The sequence below is a fragment of the Mesorhizobium sp. B263B2A genome, from assembly GCF_020165775.1.
GTDB lineage: Bacteria > Pseudomonadota > Alphaproteobacteria > Rhizobiales > Rhizobiaceae > Mesorhizobium > Mesorhizobium opportunistum.
The window spans coordinates 227,915-247,771 of the sequence record NZ_JAIUIU010000002.1 but is presented as its reverse complement, the minus strand read 5'-3'; the positions used below and the strand labels follow the sequence as shown (position 1 = coordinate 247,771).

At 62.9% G+C, this 19,857-nt stretch carries 23 protein-coding genes; 18 read left to right on the top strand and 5 right to left on the bottom strand.

Annotated features, from left to right (window positions below; genetic code table 11):
- The first annotated feature begins 127 nt into the window (after positions 1-127).
- Both LB568_RS06530 and LB568_RS06525 read left to right on the top strand, forming a co-directional pair.
- Positions 128-1,066 (top strand): kinase, encoded by a 939-nt coding sequence (locus LB568_RS06530; RefSeq protein WP_224729643.1) that lies wholly within the window; start codon positions 128-130, stop codon positions 1,064-1,066.
- Positions 1,063-2,133 (top strand): PLP-dependent cysteine synthase family protein, encoded by a 1,071-nt coding sequence (locus LB568_RS06525; protein WP_224729642.1) that lies wholly within the window; start codon positions 1,063-1,065, stop codon positions 2,131-2,133. Before LB568_RS06530 ends, LB568_RS06525 begins: the two co-directional genes overlap by 4 nt.
- Here LB568_RS06525 and LB568_RS06520 read toward each other — a convergent pair.
- A complete protein-coding gene (locus tag LB568_RS06520) occupies positions 2,128-3,459 on the bottom strand; it encodes a threonine synthase (RefSeq protein WP_224729641.1) in 1,332 nt (443 codons plus the stop codon). The two genes, LB568_RS06525 and LB568_RS06520, sit on opposite strands and share 6 nt — an antisense overlap.
- 126 nt (positions 3,460-3,585) lie before the next feature.
- Here LB568_RS06520 and LB568_RS06515 point away from each other — a divergent pair, with 126 nt between their 5' ends.
- The 4 genes from LB568_RS06515 to LB568_RS06500 all read left to right on the top strand — a co-directional run bounded on the left by LB568_RS06515 (position 3,586) and on the right by LB568_RS06500 (position 6,247).
- Entirely contained in the window at positions 3,586-3,852 is a 267-nt protein-coding gene (locus LB568_RS06515; protein ID WP_041164121.1) for a helix-turn-helix domain-containing protein, read from the top strand.
- 169 nt (positions 3,853-4,021) lie between these two features.
- Positions 4,022-4,750: a LuxR family transcriptional regulator gene (locus tag LB568_RS06510; protein ID WP_224729640.1), complete on the top strand. Its 729-nt coding sequence runs from the start codon at positions 4,022-4,024 to the stop codon at positions 4,748-4,750.
- A gap of 66 nt (positions 4,751-4,816) precedes the next feature.
- The gene (locus tag LB568_RS06505) at positions 4,817-5,431 is read left to right on the top strand and encodes an acyl-homoserine-lactone synthase (RefSeq protein WP_224729639.1); all 615 of its coding nucleotides are present in this window, start codon (positions 4,817-4,819) and stop codon (positions 5,429-5,431) included.
- Positions 5,432-5,548: 117 nt separating this feature from the next.
- Positions 5,549-6,247 (top strand): response regulator transcription factor, encoded by a 699-nt coding sequence (locus LB568_RS06500; RefSeq protein WP_224729638.1) that lies wholly within the window; start codon positions 5,549-5,551, stop codon positions 6,245-6,247.
- Between the two features lie 71 nt (positions 6,248-6,318).
- Here the strand turns inward: LB568_RS06500 and LB568_RS06495 are convergent, their stop codons facing one another.
- From LB568_RS06495 to LB568_RS06485, 3 genes are read right to left on the bottom strand one after another with little or no spacing between them, the layout of a single operon-like run.
- Complete coding sequence (locus LB568_RS06495; protein WP_224729637.1) at positions 6,319-7,095, bottom strand: amino acid ABC transporter ATP-binding protein; 777 nt, start codon at positions 7,093-7,095, stop codon at positions 6,319-6,321.
- Positions 7,095-7,754, bottom strand: a complete 660-nt coding sequence (locus LB568_RS06490; RefSeq protein WP_224729636.1) for an amino acid ABC transporter permease — start codon at positions 7,752-7,754, stop codon at positions 7,095-7,097. Before LB568_RS06490 ends, LB568_RS06495 begins: the two co-directional genes overlap by 1 nt.
- On the bottom strand, positions 7,744-8,457 hold the full coding sequence (locus tag LB568_RS06485; protein WP_013893985.1) for an amino acid ABC transporter permease: 714 nt from the start codon (positions 8,455-8,457) through the stop codon (positions 7,744-7,746). Before LB568_RS06485 ends, LB568_RS06490 begins: the two co-directional genes overlap by 11 nt.
- 359 nt (positions 8,458-8,816) lie before the next feature.
- Here LB568_RS06485 and trbB point away from each other — a divergent pair, with 359 nt between their 5' ends.
- Genes trbB through LB568_RS06430 form a run of 11 tightly spaced genes read left to right on the top strand, consistent with a single transcriptional unit; the run spans position 8,817 to position 18,424 of the window.
- Positions 8,817-9,800, top strand: coding sequence for a P-type conjugative transfer ATPase TrbB (trbB, locus tag LB568_RS06480; protein ID WP_224729634.1), 984 nt, complete (start codon positions 8,817-8,819; stop codon positions 9,798-9,800).
- Positions 9,797-10,129 carry a TrbC/VirB2 family protein gene (locus LB568_RS06475; protein WP_224729633.1) on the top strand — a complete coding sequence of 111 codons (333 nt, stop codon included), beginning with the start codon at positions 9,797-9,799 and terminating at the stop codon, positions 10,127-10,129. Before trbB ends, LB568_RS06475 begins: the two co-directional genes overlap by 4 nt.
- On the top strand, positions 10,129-10,410 hold the full coding sequence (locus LB568_RS06470; protein ID WP_224729632.1) for a VirB3 family type IV secretion system protein: 282 nt from the start codon (positions 10,129-10,131) through the stop codon (positions 10,408-10,410). Before LB568_RS06475 ends, LB568_RS06470 begins: the two co-directional genes overlap by 1 nt.
- Before the next feature lie 10 nt (positions 10,411-10,420).
- Positions 10,421-12,871: a conjugal transfer protein TrbE gene (gene trbE, locus LB568_RS06465; protein ID WP_224729631.1), complete on the top strand. Its 2,451-nt coding sequence runs from the start codon at positions 10,421-10,423 to the stop codon at positions 12,869-12,871.
- Positions 12,868-13,626, top strand: a complete 759-nt coding sequence (gene trbJ, locus LB568_RS06460) for a P-type conjugative transfer protein TrbJ (protein ID WP_224729630.1) — start codon at positions 12,868-12,870, stop codon at positions 13,624-13,626. The genes trbE and trbJ overlap by 4 nt, the downstream gene beginning before the upstream one ends.
- Before the next feature lie 11 nt (positions 13,627-13,637).
- Positions 13,638-13,955, top strand: a complete 318-nt coding sequence (trbK-alt, locus tag LB568_RS06455; protein ID WP_224729629.1) for a putative entry exclusion protein TrbK-alt — start codon at positions 13,638-13,640, stop codon at positions 13,953-13,955.
- 2 nt (positions 13,956-13,957) lie between these two features.
- A complete protein-coding gene (trbL, locus tag LB568_RS06450) occupies positions 13,958-15,301 on the top strand; it encodes a P-type conjugative transfer protein TrbL (protein ID WP_224729628.1) in 1,344 nt (447 codons plus the stop codon).
- Between the two features lie 3 nt (positions 15,302-15,304).
- On the top strand, positions 15,305-15,994 hold the full coding sequence (trbF, locus tag LB568_RS06445) for a conjugal transfer protein TrbF (protein ID WP_013893994.1): 690 nt from the start codon (positions 15,305-15,307) through the stop codon (positions 15,992-15,994).
- Complete coding sequence (trbG, locus tag LB568_RS06440) at positions 15,991-17,046, top strand: P-type conjugative transfer protein TrbG (RefSeq protein ID WP_224729627.1); 1,056 nt, start codon at positions 15,991-15,993, stop codon at positions 17,044-17,046. The genes trbF and trbG overlap by 4 nt, the downstream gene beginning before the upstream one ends.
- The gene (locus tag LB568_RS06435) at positions 17,043-18,200 is read left to right on the top strand and encodes a TrbI/VirB10 family protein (RefSeq protein ID WP_140572081.1); all 1,158 of its coding nucleotides are present in this window, start codon (positions 17,043-17,045) and stop codon (positions 18,198-18,200) included. The genes trbG and LB568_RS06435 overlap by 4 nt, the downstream gene beginning before the upstream one ends.
- 2 nt (positions 18,201-18,202) lie before the next feature.
- The gene (locus tag LB568_RS06430) at positions 18,203-18,424 is read left to right on the top strand and encodes a DUF2274 domain-containing protein (protein ID WP_013893997.1); all 222 of its coding nucleotides are present in this window, start codon (positions 18,203-18,205) and stop codon (positions 18,422-18,424) included.
- 171 nt (positions 18,425-18,595) lie between these two features.
- Here the strand turns inward: LB568_RS06430 and LB568_RS06425 are convergent, their stop codons facing one another.
- On the bottom strand, positions 18,596-19,006 hold the full coding sequence (locus LB568_RS06425) for a DUF6194 family protein (protein ID WP_224729626.1): 411 nt from the start codon (positions 19,004-19,006) through the stop codon (positions 18,596-18,598).
- Between the two features lie 93 nt (positions 19,007-19,099).
- On the opposite strand from LB568_RS06425, the gene LB568_RS06420 reads away from it, so the two are divergent.
- The gene (locus LB568_RS06420) at positions 19,100-19,672 is read left to right on the top strand and encodes a PadR family transcriptional regulator (RefSeq protein WP_013893999.1); all 573 of its coding nucleotides are present in this window, start codon (positions 19,100-19,102) and stop codon (positions 19,670-19,672) included.
- The last annotated feature ends 185 nt before the right edge of the window (positions 19,673-19,857 follow it).

Sequence of the window (19,857 nt, the reverse complement as noted above, 5' to 3'; positions counted from 1 at the left end):
CGGTCCCCCAGCATCGCCTCGCGGCTGCTGGTGCGATCGAAGCCGTCAATACCGGAATTCCTTGAGGGCGGCTGCCGATCGTCGGCGCCATCTTCCGGCATGGCAAAATGGCCTGGGGGAGATGAAAATGGCTGAGGGCGGCGATCTCATGAGCCGTGAAGCGCTGCGGTTGGCGGTGGGAACAGCGACGGCGATGGCGCATCACGGCGAGCTCATCCAGGGCGTCTTCAAGGATGATGGCGGGCGCCTTCATCGCGGGCTCGTCACGCTGCCGATTGCCGGCTTGAGATCGGAGGCGCGCTTTGCCAGGGGAGACGGCGATGCGGTCGTTGTCCGCCCCGATCACAAGATCAAGGCGGCGGCAGCCGCGCGCCTCACGCTCGATTTCCTGAACGTCACGGGAAGCGGCGAGCTGACGCTTCAAAGCTCGATCCCCGTGGGGCACGGCTACGGCTCATCGACGGCTGACGTTGTCGCTTCCATTCGCGCTGTCGCCGCAGCCGTTAACGTCCAACTGCGGTCGTCGAGCATCGGGCGTCTGGCGGTTGCTGCCGAGCGCGCCAGCGACGCGATCGCATTCGATGAGCACGCAGTGCTTTTCGCGCAACGCGAAGGCACGGTGATCGAAAATTTCGGAGGCTCCTTGCCGCCGTTGCTCCTGGTCGGGTTCAAGGCAAATGGCGGTCTTCCGGTCGCCACATTGCAGCTGCCGCCCGCACGCTACGACAGTGCCGAAATCCAGGAATTCGGCGTGCTGCGGGCGCTGGTGGCGCGGGCGGTCCGCCTTCAGGATCCTTATCTTCTCGGACGTGCCGCCTCAGCCAGCGCGGTGATCAGTCAACGGCACTTGCCGAAACAGGGCTTCGGGGAGATCGCCGAAATCGCCCGGCGCGCCGGAGCGTGCGGGGTGCAAGTCGCCCATAGCGGTTCGTTGTTCGGTCTGATTTTCGATCTCTTCACCCCGAACCTGAAGCGGCGGGCGGCTCTGGTCGCCCAGCAGATACGGCGTGCCGGTTTCAAGGATGTCGAGGTCCATCTGGTCAATGCAGAGGGCTGGACAGCATGACCTACGACGTGGACTATTTCAGGGACCTTGAGACCCCGCGCCTTGCGCGCCTGGCGCCAAATCTGGTGGCCGCGGCGTTTCCGCTGATGAAGCTGATGCCGGCCCGCTACATTCTGGATCGCGCAGCGTCGGATGGCGAACTGAAGGCAGGCTCCCACATTGTCGAGACGACGTCGGGCACGTTCGGCATGGCGGTGGCGCTGCTGGCGGCGGCGCGTGATTACCGCCTGACCCTCGTTTCCGCTTCAACGCTGATCGATGCCAAATACAAAGCCCGCCTGGAGCGCATCGGCGCCACGGTCATCGCCCTTGACGATCCGCGCGGAGACGGCAACCAGCCTGGCAGGCTGGAGCGCCTCCAGGAAATCCTGGCTAAGGAGCCGGATGGCTTCTGGACCCGCCAATACGACAGTGCGGGCAACTGGCTTGCCTATGCGCGGCTGACCGAACTTTTCATCCGGGCAATGGGCAAGGTTGACTGTCTGGTCGGCTGCGTCGGCACGGGCGGCTCGCTATGCGGCACCGCCTCGTTTTTGCGAACGGTCTTTCCGCATCTGACGGTGTTTGCCGTCGATACCCATCGCAGCATCCTTTTCGGCCAACCGGTCGGCAAGCGCATGCTGCGTGGCTTGGGCAACAGCGTGCTGCCGAAAAACGTCAGGCATGAGCTTGTCGACGAGATCCATTGGGTTGGCGCCTACCCGGCGTATAAGAGCGCGCACCGTTTGCTGCGCCAGCACGGCCTCTTCATGGGGCCGACCAGCGGCGCCGCCGCGTTGGTGGCGCAATGGATTGCAGCGACCCTTCCGGATGCGCAAGTGGCGGTCATCATGCCTGATGAAGGCCATCGCCATGCCGAGACTGTCTACAATGATAACTGGCTCGCGGCTCTGCCTGGCTGGCCCTGCAAGGAACTGTCCGAGCCAAGGACGCTGACGACCATCGCACCGGCCGCGGAGACACAATGGACGCGCTTTCTTTGGCTGCGTCGCAGTCTCGACGATGTGCTGAAAACGCGCGAAGCAAGCGACGTGCCACCGGCTGTTGGCGCTGCGGAGAATCTATGAAGCGAGATCCAGTCCGCCTTTGTCGAGCCAGCGCCAGGCATCGTCCGTCGTCTGGAAGACGTGGTCGTGTTCGTTCGATCCGGCGGACCGATCGAGATCCTTGAGACCGCTGGCTGTCACGACGGCCACGACACGGTCTGAGGCCGCGATGACACCTTGTTCCTTCAATGTCGATATCGCCATCAGCGGCGTGACCGACGCCAGTTCGGCAAAGATCCCTTCGTCCCGTGCAAGGCGCTCCTGCATCGCGATCAGGCCGTGATTGCTGACGGGGACGGCGTGCCCGCCGGATTCGCGCAGCGCCTTCAGAGCCTGAAAGGTGCTGCGTGGCGTGCCGATCGATACGGCCAGGCTGTCGAAGAGCATCTTGCGTTCACTCAAGGCATCGGCGCCACTGGCAAGAGCGTGCGCCAGCGACCCATGCACCTCCGCTGCGACGAGCCGAGGCAAGCGCGCGATCGATCCTGCTGCGAACAGCTCGCAAAAGCCGGCCCACACGCCGGACAAGGCGTCGCCATAGCAGACCGGCAGGACGCACCAGTCTGGCGCCGTGCCACTCGATTGCTCGACGATCTCATAGGCGATCGTCTTATAGCCCTCGATGCCGAGTGGATGGCTGCCGACGACCGGACCGTGATAGGGCGAGGCGATGAACCAGTCGTAACGAGCAGCCGCCTGTTCAAGCAGCGACCAACGGTCCATTTTGCTGACCAGCGGCAGGACCGTCGCGCCATACTTTCGGATCTGCGCCAGCATCGCGCCGGACGACCCCGCGAAAGTGGTGACGACGCATTTGAGACCCGCTCGAGCGGCGTAGGCCGCCAGCGAAGCGCCGGCGTTTCCCGATGAGGCGGTCGCGACGATCTTCGCGCCACGTGCGCGCGCCACGCTGACCGCGATCGTCGAGAAGCGGTCCTTGTGCGACCAGGTCGGGTTTCGGCCTTCGTCCTTAATTGCAAGATCCGGCACGCCGAGAAACGCCCCGATGCGCGGCGCGGCAAGCAAAGGTGTCAGCCCCTCGCCGAGGCTCACCGCCTCCGCTTCCGTGCAAGGCAGCATATGCGCAAATCGCCACAGCGAGCGCGAGCTGGTGGCGCCGTCAAAGGGATGGAGGTGGGGGGCTGCATAGACGGGCGCAAGATTTGCGGGCGCGGTGTCTTGGCACCGCGCGCAGCCTTTGGAGTCGATGGTGACATCGGCAGGGTGGGAAGCACCACATCGGATGCAGAGGAACTCCAGGACCCGGCTTGTGTCCGGTCGGTTTAGCTCGCCTGAGAGATGCGCGGACATGTTGTGCGCGAGGTCGCGAATCGGCCGGCTCGCCATGGCTATTCCTTATTCAGGAAACGATGAATTCGCTTGTTGTTTCAACAGCCCGCGGCGCGGCTGTCAATGCGGAATGTGCACTATAGTGTGTCGCACCATAGTGCGCGTCGTAGCATCCGTTGTTGGATGAAACTTCGCGGCGTTTTTGGGCTGAACGTGCAGCGGCTTCGCAGAGAGCGAAAACTCTCTCAGGAGCAGTTGTCTTTCGTTTCGGGCCGCACGCGCGCCTATATCAGCAGCGTCGAGGCAGGGCGGCGCAACGCCACGCTGGACACAGTCGAAATTTTGGCCAAGGCGTTGAATGTCGAGCCACAAGAGTTGGTTTCAGCAAGCCCGGCAAGCAAGCGAGCTATTCGGGTGACGAAGCAGGCGACACCAAAGTCGAACGATTGAAGCCAGACTTCCAAAATGGGGTGCTGTCCTGATTTTCACTTTATCCCGTCTTTGTGGCACCTGATTGACTCCTCTAGTGTACATTCGATGCACGCCCCATTGAAGGTGGCGCCTAGACAGCCATAGGTTGTTCTGCGGGGTAGGGCCTGACTGTGGTTGAGGTCTGCCGATGGAGAACCAAACTGTTGTCGATCTTTTTGGAGCGATCACGAAGATCGACACTGCGCGGTCGGCCGAAGCAATCCTTCACGAGTTCCGCTTGGCCATGGAACGCTACGGACTGCGCAATTTTCTGATCACCGGACTGCCTGTGCCGCACGGTACCGACTGGCAGCGTGAGATTCTTGCTGATGGCTGGTCTCCTGAATGGCATCATCGCTATGTCAGCGAGGAGTATTTTTTGCACGATCCTTGTGTCGCCCAGTGCCGGCACTCGCCAGAGCCTTTCCGATGGGCCGAGCTGCCGGTCGCAAGGCTGGTTGCACGCGCGAAGCTGGTCATGGACGAGGCGGCCGAGTTCGGGATGAAAGAAGGTATCTGCGTCCCAATTCATGTCCCATTGGCCGGGCCAGGGGTCGTCACGATGGCGAGTGACCGGATGGACGTACCGCCAAGCGCCATGCCCCTTATCGAAACGCTTTGCGTGCATACTTTTCGGAGCCTCTCAGGGCTGGGAACACCCGGCGATGGTTATGAGCCCACGCCCTTGACCGCGCGTGAGCGCGAACTCCTGGAGTGGAGCGCGCAAGGCAAATCCACCGATGACATCGCTTGTATCCTCGGCGTTACCAGGAACACGGTTGAGAGCCATCAGCGCAACATCCGAGCAAAGCTCGATGCGATCAATGTCGCGCATGCCATCGTCAAGGCGCTGCGACGGCAGGAAATCCAGATTTAGCAATACCTGAATACCGTCATACGTGCGGCAAATCCGTTTTCCTACGACCCTCCGCCTGGAGGCGTCATGGTTCGTATACATCTGGTCACTTGGGACAACAGGAAGCACTACAGGAAAGTCCTGGAGCGCTACTTTCGGATACGCTACGAGATTTATGTCAAGCAAAGGCGATGGCGCGCCGTCGCACGGCCTATCAACATCGAGATCGACGCCTTCGACAACGAGCATACGCTTTACGTTCTGGCGCTTGACACCAACGGCAAGATCGTAGGCGGCTCCCGTCTTGTCCCGACGCTGGAGCCGCATCTCATGAGCGAGGTGTTCCCGGGTCTCGCCGGCGGCACGCCTCCGAGAGCAGCTGAAATCTTCGAATGGACGCGTTTCTTCGTCGTTCCATCGCTGCGCATGCAAAGCGCCCCGTCGCCCTTCGCCGGCTTCGTTCTTTGCGGTCTGCTCGAGACCGCACAGAGCCTGGGGATTCGACAGATCAGCGTGGTATGCGAAACATTCTGGCCAAAACGGCTGCGCGCGCTTGGCTGGACGCTGATCGAACTCGGCGAAGCTCTGGAACATCCCGATGGCGACATCATCGCGCTGTTGATCGATGTCACGCCCGAGGCTGTCGAACAGACGCGCCGCGCTTACGGCATCAGCGGCGTCATACTTGCCGACAACATCTAGGCTCATAAGAGGGACTTGCGGAAAGCCAGCGAGGCGTCGATCGTCATGGCATATTGTCATCGCGCCCATTAGCGCGGTAGTCAGCCATATGATGTGTCGAACCCGGTTGATGGACTCATGAAGCCGCTGGTCCTGATCTCCTCGACGGACCCGGATTTTTTCCTGGTCTTCGGGCACATACTGTCGGTAGCTGGCTTCGAAATACGGCTGATCACGGGAGAACGGGAAATCGCACGCGCGATCGAGGCGGCAGCCCCGCTTGCCGTGATCATGGACTGCCATCCAGGCGACCGTGCCGTGGTCAAACAGTGCATCTGGTTGAAGTCTGGCGCCGCAACGAAAGGGACACCGGTCGTGAGCCTGGTCGCCCCGCGTTCCGGCAAGCTGCATCTGGACTTGATCAAGGCTGGGGTCGACGAGATATTTTCCCGGCCGTTCGCCCCCGAACAGCTTCTGGCCTGGCTGCATGGCAAAGCGGGCCTTGCCAAGCCATCGCGCGAAACGGACTCGGGTGAGCTGGTGCAGGGCGATTTCCGGCTGGAGCGGCAGACCCACCGGGCATTCTTCAGGCAAAAAGAAGTCGTGATGCCACCGATCGAGTTCAAGCTTTTGCGCAGCCTTTTGGCGCAACCCGGCAAAGTCTTCAGCCGCGAGGAACTGGTCGCGACCGCGTGGCCTGAACATGCCGCCGCAACCGACGTGCGGGGCGTCGACGTTCATATCGCCAGGCTGCGCAAAAGGCTTCGGACGTCCGTGGGAAGCGATGTGATCCGGACGGTCCGCTCGGTTGGCTACGCATTCGCGCCGGACTGGTGACGCGCTCGGCGTCTCCGACGCCGGCACTCGTGCGCCCCGATTGCCGGCACGCAGCGTCCGGACACATCCGCTCAATGGATCAGGATGGTATCCAGAAACAACCGGGCGCGTGGGTGAGCGGCTGTTGAGAAAAAGTCTTTCGACGAGGCATGCTCGACGATGCGGCCTTCGTCCATGAAAACGATCTCGTCGGCGACTTCGCGTGCGAAACCCATTTCATGCGTCACGCAAACCATGGTCATGCCGGCTTTTGCGAGCGCGACCATGACGTCGAGGACTTCCTTGATCATTTCCGGGTCGAGCGCCGAAGTGGGTTCGTCGAACAGCATGATGCGGGGATTGAGGCAAAGCGCGCGCGCGATCGCCACCCGTTGTTGTTGACCGCCCGAGAGCTGAGCCGGGTAGGCCTGCGCTTTTTCGGGGATGCGCACCGCTGTCAGATGTTGCATGGCGATCTCTTCGGCCTCCCGTGCCGGTTTCAGAAGAACCCGGCGCAGCGCCAGCGTGCAGTTGGCGAGCACGGTGAGATGCGGAAAGAGGTTGAAACTCTGAAACACCATGCCCGTCTGCCGGCGCGCCTTGGTGGTATCGCGACCATCTTTGTCCAGAGTTGCCGTTTCGAACTGAATCATTCCCTCTTGGAAAGGCTCGAGACCGTTGATGCAGCGGATCAAGGTTGACTTGCCGGAGCCGGAGGGTCCGCAAACGACGATGCGTGCGCCAGCTCGTACCGAAAGATCGATGTCTTTCAAAACGTGGAGGGCGCCGAACCACTTGTTGAGGCCGTCGATCCGGACATGAGGGATGGATTGGACGGCCAGGATTGGATGTGGGGCTTGAGCGAGCATCAGCGGCGTCCAACTGCAAGCAGGCGCTGCTCGATGCGCTTCACACCATAAGCAATGAGCAGCGCCAAGGCGAGAAACACAATGCCGGCAACGGTCAGCGGCTCTGCGTATCGATAGGTCTCGGAAGCGATATCAAAGGCCCGTCCGAGCATTTCGGGCACGGCCAGGATTGCGAGATAGGGCGTCGCCTTGAGGATCGAAACGAGATAGTTGCCCAATGGTGCGGCGACGTTGCGCAACATTTGCGGCGCGATGACGAAAACGACCGTGTCGCGGCGGGTGAGCGACAAGGCCCTGGCCGCTTCCTGCTGGCCTTTCGGGATCGCGTCGATGCCGGCTTTGAACACCTCCGCCAGATAGCCGCTGTAGTACAGGCTCAGCCCCAGTATGCCGACCGCCATGGCGCCAAGCCGGATGCCGTAGAAGGGCAGGACGAAATACAGGAAATAGAGCCAAGCCAGAACCGGTGTCGAGCGGATGAAGTCGATCAGGAAGCGGACGGCGAGGCCAGTCACTCCGCCCCCGCGGCGGATCATTTCGAAAATGAAGCCAAGCGCCGAAGCACCGAGGCAACTCAAGACCGTTGCGAGCAGGGTCGTTCCGATCGCCCCGATGATCATCGGGACGGTCGATAGTGCGAAATCGACGTTAAATCCCACGCGGCGCTCCCCTTTCAGGGTTGACCCGCGCCTCGAGCCAGCGGCCGGCAAGTGCGATCGGGTAACAGACAACGAAGAAGGCCAGCAGCAACGCCGAATAGATCGCGACGGGGTCGTAGTTGGTCTGCGCGATTTCCTTGGCTCGGAAGGTCATGTCGGTCAAAGTGACCAACGAGACGAGGGAAGTCGCCTTAACGAGCTGGATAAGGTTGTTGACGAAGGTCGGGCTCATCGCGACCAGCGCCTGCGGCAGCTCGATCAGGAGCAGGATCGCCGGGCGCGAGAGGCCGAGCGCCATGCCCGCCTCGCGTTGGCCGGCGGGAAGAGACTGGAGCCCGGCACGAACCGCCTGGCTGGCATAGCCGCCCGTGTTGAGACCGAGCACCAGTGCACTAACGGTCAGCGCCGACAGAGCGACCCCCATCACAGGCAGCACGTAATAAAAAAAGAAGAGCAGGATGACGACCGCGGAGCTGCGCCAGAATTCAATTACGGCGGTAACCAGAAAGCGGGTCATGCCGGTGGTCAGAAACTGTGCGACGCCGAAGACAAGCGCAAAGGGGACGGCAAAGATCAGGCCATAGGCCGTGACCTCTGCGGTAATACCCACCCCCTGCATTATGCCAAGCCAGATGTCGAGCATGCTCACGAGGCACCACGGCTTTTTTCTGAGGCGGGCGTCCACGGTCTCATTTCGGCGCATTTGAGGAAGGCGTCTCTGCCCTGGAAAATCGCGTCCTCCGGATCCGATCTCATGGCAATCCTTCGCACCGTGAAAAGGACGATCGCCCTCTACGGATGATCGATGCCGTCTCATAAACCCGGTGAGAATCGTCTGTCAATAAACATGTACAAATTATTGCGTAAATACATATGTTGCAAAGTAGGACGGGCTCGCCGGGCTGGCCGAAGCGTGGCGGGCTTCGGCGCCGCCGTTGGCAGGTGATTGCACGCTACGCTACGACGGCGGCTGAAACCCGTTGAATCGGACTGCCGCAGGCCTCTTTTGATCATCCCCGACCGGGCGTCGTTGAACGTGTTCCCGGCCCGAACGGGGACAGGATGGCCAATTCGCACAACGATACCGAAGGACGCGCGCGCAGCTCGCGTATGCTGCGCACCGCGCTCGGACCCGCCATCGCCCGGTTTCTCGACGACCCCGCCATCGTCGAGGTAATGCTCAACCCGGACGGCCGCATCTGGGTCGACCGGCTCTCGGACGGTTTGGCCGACACGGGGGAAATGCTGGCGCCCGCCGCCGGCGAGCGCATTGTGCGTCTGGTCGCCCATCATGTCGGCGCTGAGATCCATTCCCGTTCCCCGCGCGTCTCGGCCGAGTTGCCGCAAACCGGCGAGCGTTTCGAGGGCTTGTTGCCGCCCGTCGTCGCCGCGCCAGCCTTCGCGATCCGCAAGCCCGCCGTCGCCGTGTTCACGCTCGAAGACTACGTCGCGGCGGGCACCATGTCGGCTGGCCAGGCCGCGATATTGCGGGCCGCGGTTGCTGGCCGCGTGAACATTCTCGTCGCCGGCGGCACGTCGACGGGCAAGACGACGCTCACCAACGCGCTGCTCGCCGAAGTGGCAAAGGGAATGGATCGGGTCGTCATCATCGAGGACACTCGCGAATTGCAATGCGCCGCGCCCAACCTCGTCGCGATGCGCACCAAGGATGGCGTCGCCACGCTCTCCGACCTGGTTCGATCCTCGCTGCGCTTGCGGCCCGATCGCATTCCCATCGGCGAGGTGCGCGGCGCCGAAGCGTTGGACCTTCTGAAGGCCTGGGGGACCGGGCATCCGGGCGGAATCGGCACCCTTCATGCCGGCTCCGGTATCGGCGCCCTGCGCCGCCTTGAGCAGCTTATCCAGGAGGCTGTCGTCACCGTGCCGCGTGCGCTGATCGCCGACACGATCGGCCTTGTCGCCGTGCTTGCCGGGCGCGGCGCCGCGCGTCGGCTTGTCGAGCTGGTCACGGTCGAGGGTCTTGGCCGCGACGGCGACTATCACATTGCTGAAGCCACCCCGATCAACACAGGAGAAAGCTCATGATCCGCCTGCTTTCGCGCTGCCGCGCCAGCCTGGCCGCGGCCAGCGCCGCCATTGGCTTCGATCTCATGGTCGTCCCGTTCGCCCATGCCTCGGGCTCATCGATGCCATGGGAACAGCCGCTCGAAAAGATCCTGCAGTCGGTCGAGGGACCGGTCTCCAAGATCATGGCCGTCATCCTCATCATCGTCACCGGACTAACGCTGGCCTTCGGAGACAGTTCGGGCGGTTTCAGGCGGCTCATCCAGATCGTTTTTGGTCTCTCGATCGCCTTTGCGGCGTCGAGCTTCTTCCTGTCGTTCTTCTCCTTCGGTGGCGGGGCGTTGATCTGATGACGACCGTTCTCGAACAACTCGACGCGGTGCCGGGGTGGACGGTGCCTGTCCATCGAGCGCTGACCGAGCAGATCCTGCTCGGCGGCGCGCCGCGCGCAATCGCGATCCTGAACGGCACGCTTGCGGGCGCCGTCGGTCTTGGGCTGCGGCTCTGGCTGGTCGGCCTGCTCATCTGGGCAATCGGGCATGCTACGGCGGTTTGGTCCGTCAGGCGCGATCCGCTCTTTTTCGAGGTTGGACGCAGGCACCTGCGGCTGCCTGGGCATTTGTCGGTTTGAGGGCGCCGCGATGATGGGCCTTTACGAATACCGCCGGACCGCTGCTCGACTTGCCGACTATCTGCCTTGGGTCGCTCTCGTCGCGCCCGGTGTCGTGCTCAACAAAGATGGCAGCGTTCAGCGCACCGCCAGCTTTCGCGGGCCCGATCTCGACTCCGCCGTCGCGGCGGAACTTGTCGCCGTGGCATCGCGCATCAACAATGCCTTTCGTCGTCTCGGCTCGGGCTGGTGCATCTTCGTTGAAGCGCAGCGGCACGAAGCCGCCTCCTATCCCCAGAGCCAATTTCCCGATCCGGCCTCCCGCCTGCTCGATGCCGAGCGCAAAGCCGACTTCGACGAGGCGGGGGTTCATTTCGTATCGAGCTACTTTCTCACATTCCTGTTCCTGCCACCGTCGCAAGACGCCACGCGCGCCGAGGGGTGGCTTTATGAGGGGCGCGACCCGTCGGACGCAGATCCGGGCGAGATCGTACGCGCCTTTGTCGACCGGACAGAGCGCGTGCTGGCCCTGCTCGACGGGTTCATGCCGGAATGCCACTGGCTCGACGACGGCGAAACGCTCACCTACCTGCATTCGACGATTTCGACCAAACGCCATAAGGTGCGCGTCCCCGAGACGCCGATCTATCTCGATGCCCTGTTGGCCGATGAACCGCTCGCTGGCGGACTCGAGCCGCGGCTTGGCGACAAGCATCTTCGCGTGCTCTCGATTGTTGGCTTCCCGACCGCCACGACGCCCGGCCTGCTCGATGACCTCAATCGGCTGGCCTTCCCCTACCGCTGGTCGACCCGCGCGATCCTGCTCCACAAGGTCGATGCCGTCCGCCTGTTGACCAGGATAAGGCGGCAATGGTTTGCCAAGCGAAAGAGCATCGCCTCAATCCTGAAGGAGGTGATGACCAACGAAGCGTCAGCCCTCCTCGACACCGACGCCGCCAACAAGGCCGCCGACGCCGACACCGCGCTGCAGGAACTCGGCGCCGACATGGCGGGCGTGGCCTATGTCACCGCGACCGTCGCCATATGGGATTGCGACCCCCGGGTCGCCGACGAGAAATTACGGCTTGTCGAGAAGGTCATCCAGGGCCGCGACTTCACGGTGATTGCCGAGACCGTCAACGCCGTCGACGCCTGGCTCGGTTCCTTGCCAGGGCACGCCTACGCCAATGTCCGTCAGCCACCCATCTCAACGCTCAATCTCGCCCACATGATGCCGCTGTCTGCCGTGTGGGCGGGGCCGGAACGGGACGAACATCTGGTCAGTCCTCCCTTGCTTTACGGCAAGACCGAAGGCTCGACCCCATTCCGGTTGGTTCTTCATGTCGGCGATGTAGGCCATACGCTGGTCGTCGGCCCCACTGGCGCCGGCAAGTCGGTGCTGCTCGCGCTGATGGCACTGCAGTTCTGCCGCTACAGCAACGCTCAGATCTTCGCCTTCGATTTCGGCGGCTCTATCCGCGCCGCTGCGCTCGCCATGGGTGGCGACTGGCACGATCTTGGGGGGCACCTCACCGAAGGCGTGGACGCCTCCGTTTCGCTGCAGCCGCTCGCCCGGGTGCATGACACATACGAGCGCGCCTGGGCGGCTGACTGGATTGCCGCGATCCTGATGCGCGAGGGCATCCGGATCACCCCGGACGCAAAGGAGCATATCTGGGCAGCGCTGACGTCGCTTGCCTCGGCTCCCGTCGAGGAGCGCACCATCACCGGGCTCAGTGTGCTCTTGCAAGCCAATGACCTGAAACAGGCATTGCACCCATACTGTGTCGGAGGCGCTCATGGCCGATTGCTCGACGCCGAGGCCGAACACCTCGGCCAGGCATCCGTGCAGGCGTTCGAGACCGAAGGACTGGTGGGCACACAAGCAGCGCCGGCTGTCTTGTCCTATCTGTTCCATCGCATCGGCGATCGGCTCGACGGGCGTCCAACGCTGCTCATCATCGACGAAGGCTGGCTTGCCCTCGATGACGAGGGGTTTGCCGGGCAGTTGCGCGAGTGGCTGAAGACGCTGCGCAAGAAGAACGCCAGCGTCGTCTTCGCCACCCAGTCACTTGCCGATATCGACAATTCGGCCATCGCGCCGGCGATCATCGAAAGCTGTCCAACCCGGCTGCTGTTGCCCAATGAGCGTGCGGTTGAGCCGCAGATTACCGCCATCTATCGACGCTTCGGCCTGAACGACCGCCAGATCGAAATCTTGGCACGAGCGACACCCAAGCGCGATTACTACTGCCAGTCCCGTCGCGGCAACCGTCTCTTCGAGCTCGGCCTGTCCGAGGTCGGGCTGGCACTTTGCGCCGCCTCCTCGAAGAGCGATCAGGCCCTGATCGACAACATCATCGCCGAGTATGGCCGCGATGGCTTCCTGGCGGCTTGGCTGCATGCCCGTGACGTCGGCTGGGCCGCCGATCTCATTGTCAATCTCACCGTCTCTGAACCTGGAAAGGATCCCAAACCATGACTGCTCGCCAAAGCCGTCCGCGCGCCCTTCTCATGATCACGGCGATGCTCGCCGGGCCGGTCGCGATCTCGCCGATGATGACTGCCCCAGCTTATGCCTTGATTGTGTTTGATCCATCGAACTATTCCCAGAATGTTCTGACCGCTGCGCGTTCGCTGCAGCAGATCACAAACCAGATCACCTCGCTTCAGAACCAGGCCCAGATGCTGATCAACCAGGCGCGCAACCTGGCCAGCCTGCCTCTGTCCTCGCTGCAGCAACTGCAACAGTCGGTGCAACGCACGCAACAGCTTCTCGGGCAGGCACGAAACATCGCCTTCGACGTCCAGCAGGTCGACAAGGCCTTTGCGCAGCAATATGGCAGCGTCTCGCTTTCTGCGTCCGACCAGCAGCTCGTCACGGACGCGCGCTCGCGCTGGCAAAACACGGTGGGCGGCCTTCAGGACGCCATGCGCGTCCAGGCGGGCGCCGTTGGAAACATCGAGACCGGCCGCGCGCAGATGACGGCGCTGGTCGGCGCCAGCCAGTCCGCGACCGGAGCGCTGCAGGCGACGCAAGCTGGCAATCAGCTTCTTGCGCTCCAGGGCCAGCAGCTCGCGGACCTGACCGCTGTTGTCGCCGCCAACGGCCGCGCCCAGGCCCTGACCGAGGCCGAGCGTGCCGCCGCGGTCAACCAGGGCCGCGAGCAACGCCGCCGTTTCCTGGCGCCTGGCCCCGGCTACCAGGCCGGCCCGGTCCAGATGTTCAACCGCTGAGGTCGAAGATCATGGACGGCAAAACGCTTGCTCGCACGGCGGCTGTCATCTTTGTCGCGGCCGCCGTCACGGCAGCCGCGCTCGGTATGAGCCGGAAGGAAAACAACCCGGCGGGCAAAGGCGCGCACACAAGCGCAGGCTTGATGCCGAACCTGCTTCGCGACGGCCTGCGCCGCTGCCAGGTCCTCGGCGAGGCTGCCCTGCGTGACGATGGATGCGCGCGGCTGTGGGCCGCACAGCGCGATCGCTTCCTCGGCCTGAAACAGCCATCGGGGCGTTCGATTGTCGAGCCGGACGCGCCAGATGCTGCCCTGCACGAGGCCCCTTAGATATGGGCAATACCGGTGTCATCGACCAATTCCTGGCCACTTTCACCCGCTATATCGACAGCGGTTTCGGCCTGCTTGGCGGCGAGGTCGCCTTCGTCGCCACCACACTGATCGTCATCGACGTGACGCTCGCCGCGCTCTTCTGGAGCTGGGGCGCTGATGACGACATTCTTGCGCGGCTCGTCAAGAAGACGCTCTTCGTCGGTGTCTTCGCCTATCTCATATCCAACTGGAACGGTCTCGCTCAAATCGTCTTTGAGAGTTTTTCCGGTCTTGGCCTGAAGGCGAGTGGAACCGGTTTCTCGGCGCAGGACCTGCTGCACCCCGGCAAGGTGGCGCAAACCGGCCTCGATGCGGGACGACCATTGCTTGAGGCGATCTCCGGTTTGATGGGCTACGTCTCCTTCTTTGAAAACTTCATCCAGATCGTCTGCCTTCTGTTTGCCTGGTCGCTGGTCTTGCTCGCCTTCTTCATCTTGGCGGTGCAGCTCTTCGTAACGCTGATCGAATTCAAGCTGTCGACGCTGGCCGGCTTTGTGCTGATCCCCTTTGGCCTCTTCGGCAAGACAGCCTTCATGGCCGAACGCGTGCTTGGCAATGTCATCTCATCGGGCATCAAGGTGCTGGTGCTGGCCGTCGTCATCGGCATTGGCTCGACGCTGTTCGGCGAGTTCACTCAAGGGTTCGGCGGCGAAAACCCCACCATCGACCAGGCTATGGCAATTGTGCTGGCTGCATTGTCACTTCTTGGTCTCGGCATCTTCGGCCCGGGCATTGCCAACGGCCTCGTCTCTGGCGGACCGCAACTCGGCGCGGGTGCCGCCGTCGGTACAGGGCTGGCCGCAGGCGGCATGGTGCTTGCCACCGGCGGCGCCGCAAGCCTCGCGGTCAGCGGCGGCTCGGCGGCTTTCTCCGCAGGCAGCTCCATTGCGCGTGGCGGCTCGATTGCAGGCGCCTCGGGCGGCACCGCAGCTGCCGCCTCCGCCCTGGGCGGCGGCGTTGGGAGCGGCGGTGTTTCGCAGAATGGCTCGCCGCTCAGGCGCGCCGCCGCGCGTGCCCATGAATCCGTGCAATCGACCTTCTCCGCTAGCCCACGGTCCGCCGACACGCAGCTCGGGGACACCGCGACAGCGGGGACGGCCGGGCGCAATGCCGAACGCGCAAGCGACGCTTCCGTCTCCCGCGCGACCGGCCCGGGCGAAGTGGCACAAAATACACCCGACTGGGCCAAGCGCATGCAGCGGTCCCAGCGCCTGTCGCACGGGGTACAGACCGCTGCCCACGCAGTCCGCGCTGGCGACGCCCATGGCAGCGGCAGTTCCGTTTCTCTCTCCGAAGGCAAATGACCCATGAACATCTTTCGACGGCCCGCCACCCACTACGGCAAGGCACCTCAGCCCGAGACTCCGTACCAGAAGGCAGCGCAGGTCTGGGACGAGCGCATCGGCTCTGCTCGCGTGCAGGCCAGAAACTGGCGCTTGATGGCCTTCGGGTCGTTGATCCTGTCGGCCGGCCTGGCCGCCACGCTCGTTTCGCAGTCACTGCGAGGGACCGTGGTCCCTTGGGTCGTACAGGTTGACACGCTCGGACAGGCGCAGGCACTCGCGCCCGCCACCGCGGACTATAGGCCAACCGACCCGCAAATTGCGTGGCATCTCGCCCGTTTCATCGAGCAGGTCCGCTCCATCCCGGCCGATCCGATCGTCGTGCGCCAGAACTGGATGCGCGCCTATGAATGGACCACCGACGGGGGTGCCGCGGCACTCAACGACCATGCCCGTGTCAACGACCCCTTCTCCAAGGTGGGCAAGCAGCAGGTCTCCGTCGATGTCTCGTCCGTCATTCGTGCCTCGGCGGACTCCTTTCGCGTCGCCTGGACCGAGCGTCACTACGAAAACGGCCAGCTCTCCACCACCGAGCGATGGACAGCCATTTTGACAACCGTGATCCAGCCGCCACGCGACGCTGAGCGGCTGCGGGCAAATCCGCTTGGGATCTACGTCAACGCCATAAACTGGTCGCGGGAGATGAGCCAATGAACCAGCCATTCGGTGTCATCGCCACTCCGGCTCTGAGGAGGTCGGCGCTTGCCGCGGCGTTGTTGTCGGGCTCCCTGCTTGCCGGTTGCGCCACACCGCAGAAACCACCTCAGATCTCCTATGACGCGTCCGTGCCGCCTTTGCCCGCCGCTCCGGTGGCCGCACTCGATGAGAGGCCCAAACCGCTGCACGTTCCACCAGGGTGGGTCCCGGCCCGCGGCGGTGTCGCCGGCAGCACGCCGGTGGCGCGCGTCGAGAACGCCAATGCGGCGGCGCGGGTCCAGCCGCGTCGTGAGGGCTATTACAACGCCATTCAGATTTATCCTTGGAGTGAAGGTGCCCTCTATCAGGTCTATGCCGCTCCAGGACAGATAACGGATATTGCGCTTGAGCCTGGCGAAAGCCTGACCGGCGAAGGTCCAATCGCGGCGGGCGATACCGCGCGCTGGATCATCGGTGACACCGAAAGCGGAACGGGCGTCACCAGGCGCGTCCATGTGCTGGTCAAGCCTTCGCGCTCGGACATCAACACCAATCTCGTCATCACCACCGACCGGCGCAGCTACATGATCGAGCTGCAATCGGGCGAGAAGCCGTACATGCCCGCCGTGTCATGGGCCTATCCCGCGCCGCCGGCCGGACAAGCGCGTGCGATCCCCGCGACACCTGTGATTCCCGTCATCACCGCACGCAACTACCGCTATGGCCTCGCTGGCGACGCGCCGCCCTGGAGGCCCGTCGGCGTCTATGACGACGGCAGGCGGGCCTATGTCGAGTTTCCAGGCGGAATCGTGCAAGGCGAGATGCCGCCCATCTTCGTCATCGGCCCGGACGGCGAGGCCCAGATTGCCAACAGCCGAGTCTACCAGAACACCCTGATCGTCGACCGTCTCTTTGGCGCGGCGGAACTGCGGCTTGGCAGTGGCAAGCGGCAACAGACCGTCAGGATCGTTCGCACCGATGCCACGAAGAGAGGTCTGTGGATGTCAGGCAGCAACGCGGCGCGGAATGCAAAGAACGCCTTTCGTCAAAGGGGAGGGGAGCAATCATGAGCGAGAACGCAACCCCGGCTGCCCCCATGCAGCTTCGCGCCGATCCGCCGCGCGTCACGCGGCTGTCGCGCAAGGTGCTCGCCGGTATCGGCTTATGTGCATCGCTTGGCGTCGGCGGCGCGCTGATCTACGCGCTTCGGACGAGTGAAGCCAGCAGGCATGGCGACGAGCTCTACTCGACGTCCAACAGGCAGCCCGCTGACGGACTGGCCACCCTGCCGCGCGATTACACTGGTCCCGTTCTGGGGCCGCCGCTGCCCGGCGATCTCGGCCGGCCGATCCTAGACGCCCAGAACAAGGGACAGCCCGTCGTGCCGCCGATCATGGCGACACCAATGGTTGATGAGCCAGAACAGCGCCGGCGAGCCGAAGAGGAGGCGGCCCGAACCTCGCGTGTCTTCTTCCAGACGGGGCAATCAACGGCGGCGATGGTCGAGACCCCGACCGCAGGAACTTCTCCTCCGACTCTTGGCGGCGCCGAACTTGCCGGTCAGATCGGCCAGTCGACCACGCAAGATCGTCAACTTGGCTTTCTGAATGCGGCCACTGATCGGCGCACCGTGGCGCCGGATCGCGTCACGCCGCCGGCGTCGCCCTACGTGCTCCAGGCAGGGGCTGTCATCCCGGCGGCCCTCATCACCGGTATCCGTTCCGATCTGCCCGGTCAGATCACCGCCCAGGTCACTGAAAATGTCTATGACAGTCCAACAGGTCGCTCGCTGCTGATCCCGCAAGGGACGCGTGTCATTGGCCAGTACGACAACGGCGTCGGCTTCGGCCAGCGGCGCGTGCTGCTTGTCTGGAACAGGCTGGTCTTTCCCAACGGACGCTCCATTGTTCTTGAACGCCAGCCTGGCTCTGACGCCCAAGGCTATGCCGGACTTGAGGACGGCGTCGACTATCATTGGACCGAGCTGTTCAAGGCGGCCGCACTTACCACGATGCTCAGCGTTGGCGCGGAGGCCGGCTCGTCCGGGCAGGAAAGTGACCTCGTGCGCGCCTTGCGCGGCGGCGCCGCCGACAGCCTCAGCCAGGTGGGCCAGCAGATCGTCCAGCGCCAACTCAACATCGCACCGACACTGACGGTACGGCCGGGCGCGAATGTGCGTGTCGTTGTTACGCGCGATCTCGTGCTCGAACCCTACAGAGGCTGAAAATGGCCAAGCTGAAACTCGGTCCGATTGCAGACGACAAGCCGGTTAAGCTCACAGTGGAACTGCCGGCGCCGCTGCACCGCGATTTGGTGAAATACGCAGAAGTCCTTGGGCGCGAAACCGGGCAGCCTAATGCCAGTCCATCGCGCTTGATCGCGCCGATGCTTGAACGGTTTATCGCAACGGATCGCGGCTTTGCCAAAGCAAAGAAGGAGGAGCCTTAGATTGCTGACGCCTCCCGGTGATTCAGCGGGGGTCTGGTCAAGGGGGAGCAGCGTTCTATTCCCGGGAATCCGGGCCGCGTAACATTCAAAAGCTACGAGGTCGTCGCCATAGACCGAAGCCTTGTCAACGACCATCAGACGCGAACATGAATATCCAGCGACAGCCTCGTCCTATCGCCGCGCCCGCTCGAAGGCGTGGTGTAGAAAGTCGAGACACTGCGGGTATAGGATGTCCGGGTTGACGACGCTCACCCAACGCATGCGGCCGTAGTGGGGGTGCGGGAAGAAACTATCCCGAATTGCATAATCGAATTGGGACGCGTCCAGGGCCTTTCGCGTCACATGATTTGGAAACAGCGCTTCAAATTCGCCCCGGCTGAGTCCCATGTTGAGTCGAAAATCTCCCTCAGCGTCCAGCTTGGAAAAAGTGTCATAGTCACTGTCGCGTGTAACGATCGTGGCAAAGGGCATTGTCCGTTCCTGGCCTCTGAAAAAGAACAAGTCGGGGGTGGTGGTGTCGATGTGTAGATCTGACCCCAATGCGAGGGTGTCCTGCTTTACGGTGTCAAGCGGTATGGGCATAAGACTCCTCCCGTTTAGCCAAAGTTGGTTAAACCCATAGCTCGCTTAGCCAAATTTGGCCATAGAGATTATCGACGAGATTGGGAGCATAATATGAACGTGATCCGGCTTCTGGTTTATGGCGCCATCCGGGAACTCGGCGCTGCCCATGGCTATGCCGTGCGCCGCCAGTTGGACAATTGGCATGTCGAAACCTGGGCCAAGGTGCGCTCGGGTTCGGTCTACCACGCAATCGGACAGTTGCAGAAGGAAGGCAAGCTTGTCGAGCGCGGGCGGGAGGACGGCGAGCGCGGCGCGGACCGGACTGCCTTCGCGTTGACGCACGATGGCGAGGCGGAGTTTTTTGGCCTCCTCGAGGAAGCCTTGGGCAGCTTTGAGTTGACCCACTTGAGCGCCGGGATTGCGTTTCTGGACCTGCTGGCACCTGAAAGGGCCCGCATGCTGCTGGTGGCTCTTCATGATAGGCTGACGGCCAATCGCGACCACCTGACGCGTCTCGCGGCAGCAACAACGCGACAAAAAACGGCGCCTCGCACCTCCGACCTGCTCGAACTTTGGATCGGCTACCTGGAAGTCACGGCGCGCGCGGTGGATCAACTCAGTGCGGATTTCGCATCAGACGGGACAGCCGAAACCAAGGCTCATGCCGGAGGGCAGGCGAAATAGACGTTCAGGAAACCGTAGAGTTCCTGGATGCTCAGGACCGGCTTCGCGCGCTCCTTCTCCTCGTCGAAATCGTCACGGTGCTCGTGCGTGGATTCAGTCGATCCCGGAAGCCGATGAATCTTTCGACCAAGAATGGCGAAGAGATGTTCCTCAGCGCCTTTTTCCCATGGCCGTCCCTGTAGGCC

What these genes read in the sequence shown, in the direction of transcription:
- LB568_RS06430 (WP_013893997.1), top strand. Translation starts at nt 18,203, where the DNA reads ATGGCCAAGCTGAAACTCGGTCCGATTGCAGACGACAAGCCGGTTAAG.
- trbJ (WP_224729630.1), top strand. Translation starts at nt 12,868, where the DNA reads ATGACTGCTCGCCAAAGCCGTCCGCGCGCCCTTCTCATGATCACGGCG.
- LB568_RS06495 (WP_224729637.1), bottom strand. Translation starts at nt 7,095, where the DNA reads ATGCTCGCTCAAGCCCCACATCCAATCCTGGCCGTCCAATCCATCCCT.
- trbB (WP_224729634.1), top strand. Translation starts at nt 8,817, where the DNA reads ATGGCCAATTCGCACAACGATACCGAAGGACGCGCGCGCAGCTCGCGT.
- LB568_RS06515 (WP_041164121.1), top strand. Translation starts at nt 3,586, where the DNA reads ATGAAACTTCGCGGCGTTTTTGGGCTGAACGTGCAGCGGCTTCGCAGA.
- trbF (WP_013893994.1), top strand. Translation starts at nt 15,305, where the DNA reads ATGAACATCTTTCGACGGCCCGCCACCCACTACGGCAAGGCACCTCAG.
- trbG (WP_224729627.1), top strand. Translation starts at nt 15,991, where the DNA reads ATGAACCAGCCATTCGGTGTCATCGCCACTCCGGCTCTGAGGAGGTCG.
- LB568_RS06500 (WP_224729638.1), top strand. Translation starts at nt 5,549, where the DNA reads ATGAAGCCGCTGGTCCTGATCTCCTCGACGGACCCGGATTTTTTCCTG.
- trbL (WP_224729628.1), top strand. Translation starts at nt 13,958, where the DNA reads ATGGGCAATACCGGTGTCATCGACCAATTCCTGGCCACTTTCACCCGC.
- LB568_RS06505 (WP_224729639.1), top strand. Translation starts at nt 4,817, where the DNA reads ATGGTTCGTATACATCTGGTCACTTGGGACAACAGGAAGCACTACAGG.
- LB568_RS06520 (WP_224729641.1), bottom strand. Translation starts at nt 3,459, where the DNA reads ATGGCGAGCCGGCCGATTCGCGACCTCGCGCACAACATGTCCGCGCAT.
- LB568_RS06510 (WP_224729640.1), top strand. Translation starts at nt 4,022, where the DNA reads ATGGAGAACCAAACTGTTGTCGATCTTTTTGGAGCGATCACGAAGATC.
- LB568_RS06475 (WP_224729633.1), top strand. Translation starts at nt 9,797, where the DNA reads ATGATCCGCCTGCTTTCGCGCTGCCGCGCCAGCCTGGCCGCGGCCAGC.
- LB568_RS06525 (WP_224729642.1), top strand. Translation starts at nt 1,063, where the DNA reads ATGACCTACGACGTGGACTATTTCAGGGACCTTGAGACCCCGCGCCTT.
- LB568_RS06420 (WP_013893999.1), top strand. Translation starts at nt 19,100, where the DNA reads ATGAACGTGATCCGGCTTCTGGTTTATGGCGCCATCCGGGAACTCGGC.
- LB568_RS06485 (WP_013893985.1), bottom strand. Translation starts at nt 8,457, where the DNA reads ATGCGCCGAAATGAGACCGTGGACGCCCGCCTCAGAAAAAAGCCGTGG.
- LB568_RS06530 (WP_224729643.1), top strand. Translation starts at nt 128, where the DNA reads ATGGCTGAGGGCGGCGATCTCATGAGCCGTGAAGCGCTGCGGTTGGCG.
- LB568_RS06470 (WP_224729632.1), top strand. Translation starts at nt 10,129, where the DNA reads ATGACGACCGTTCTCGAACAACTCGACGCGGTGCCGGGGTGGACGGTG.
- trbE (WP_224729631.1), top strand. Translation starts at nt 10,421, where the DNA reads ATGATGGGCCTTTACGAATACCGCCGGACCGCTGCTCGACTTGCCGAC.
- trbK-alt (WP_224729629.1), top strand. Translation starts at nt 13,638, where the DNA reads ATGGACGGCAAAACGCTTGCTCGCACGGCGGCTGTCATCTTTGTCGCG.
- LB568_RS06435 (WP_140572081.1), top strand. Translation starts at nt 17,043, where the DNA reads ATGAGCGAGAACGCAACCCCGGCTGCCCCCATGCAGCTTCGCGCCGAT.
- LB568_RS06425 (WP_224729626.1), bottom strand. Translation starts at nt 19,006, where the DNA reads ATGCCCATACCGCTTGACACCGTAAAGCAGGACACCCTCGCATTGGGG.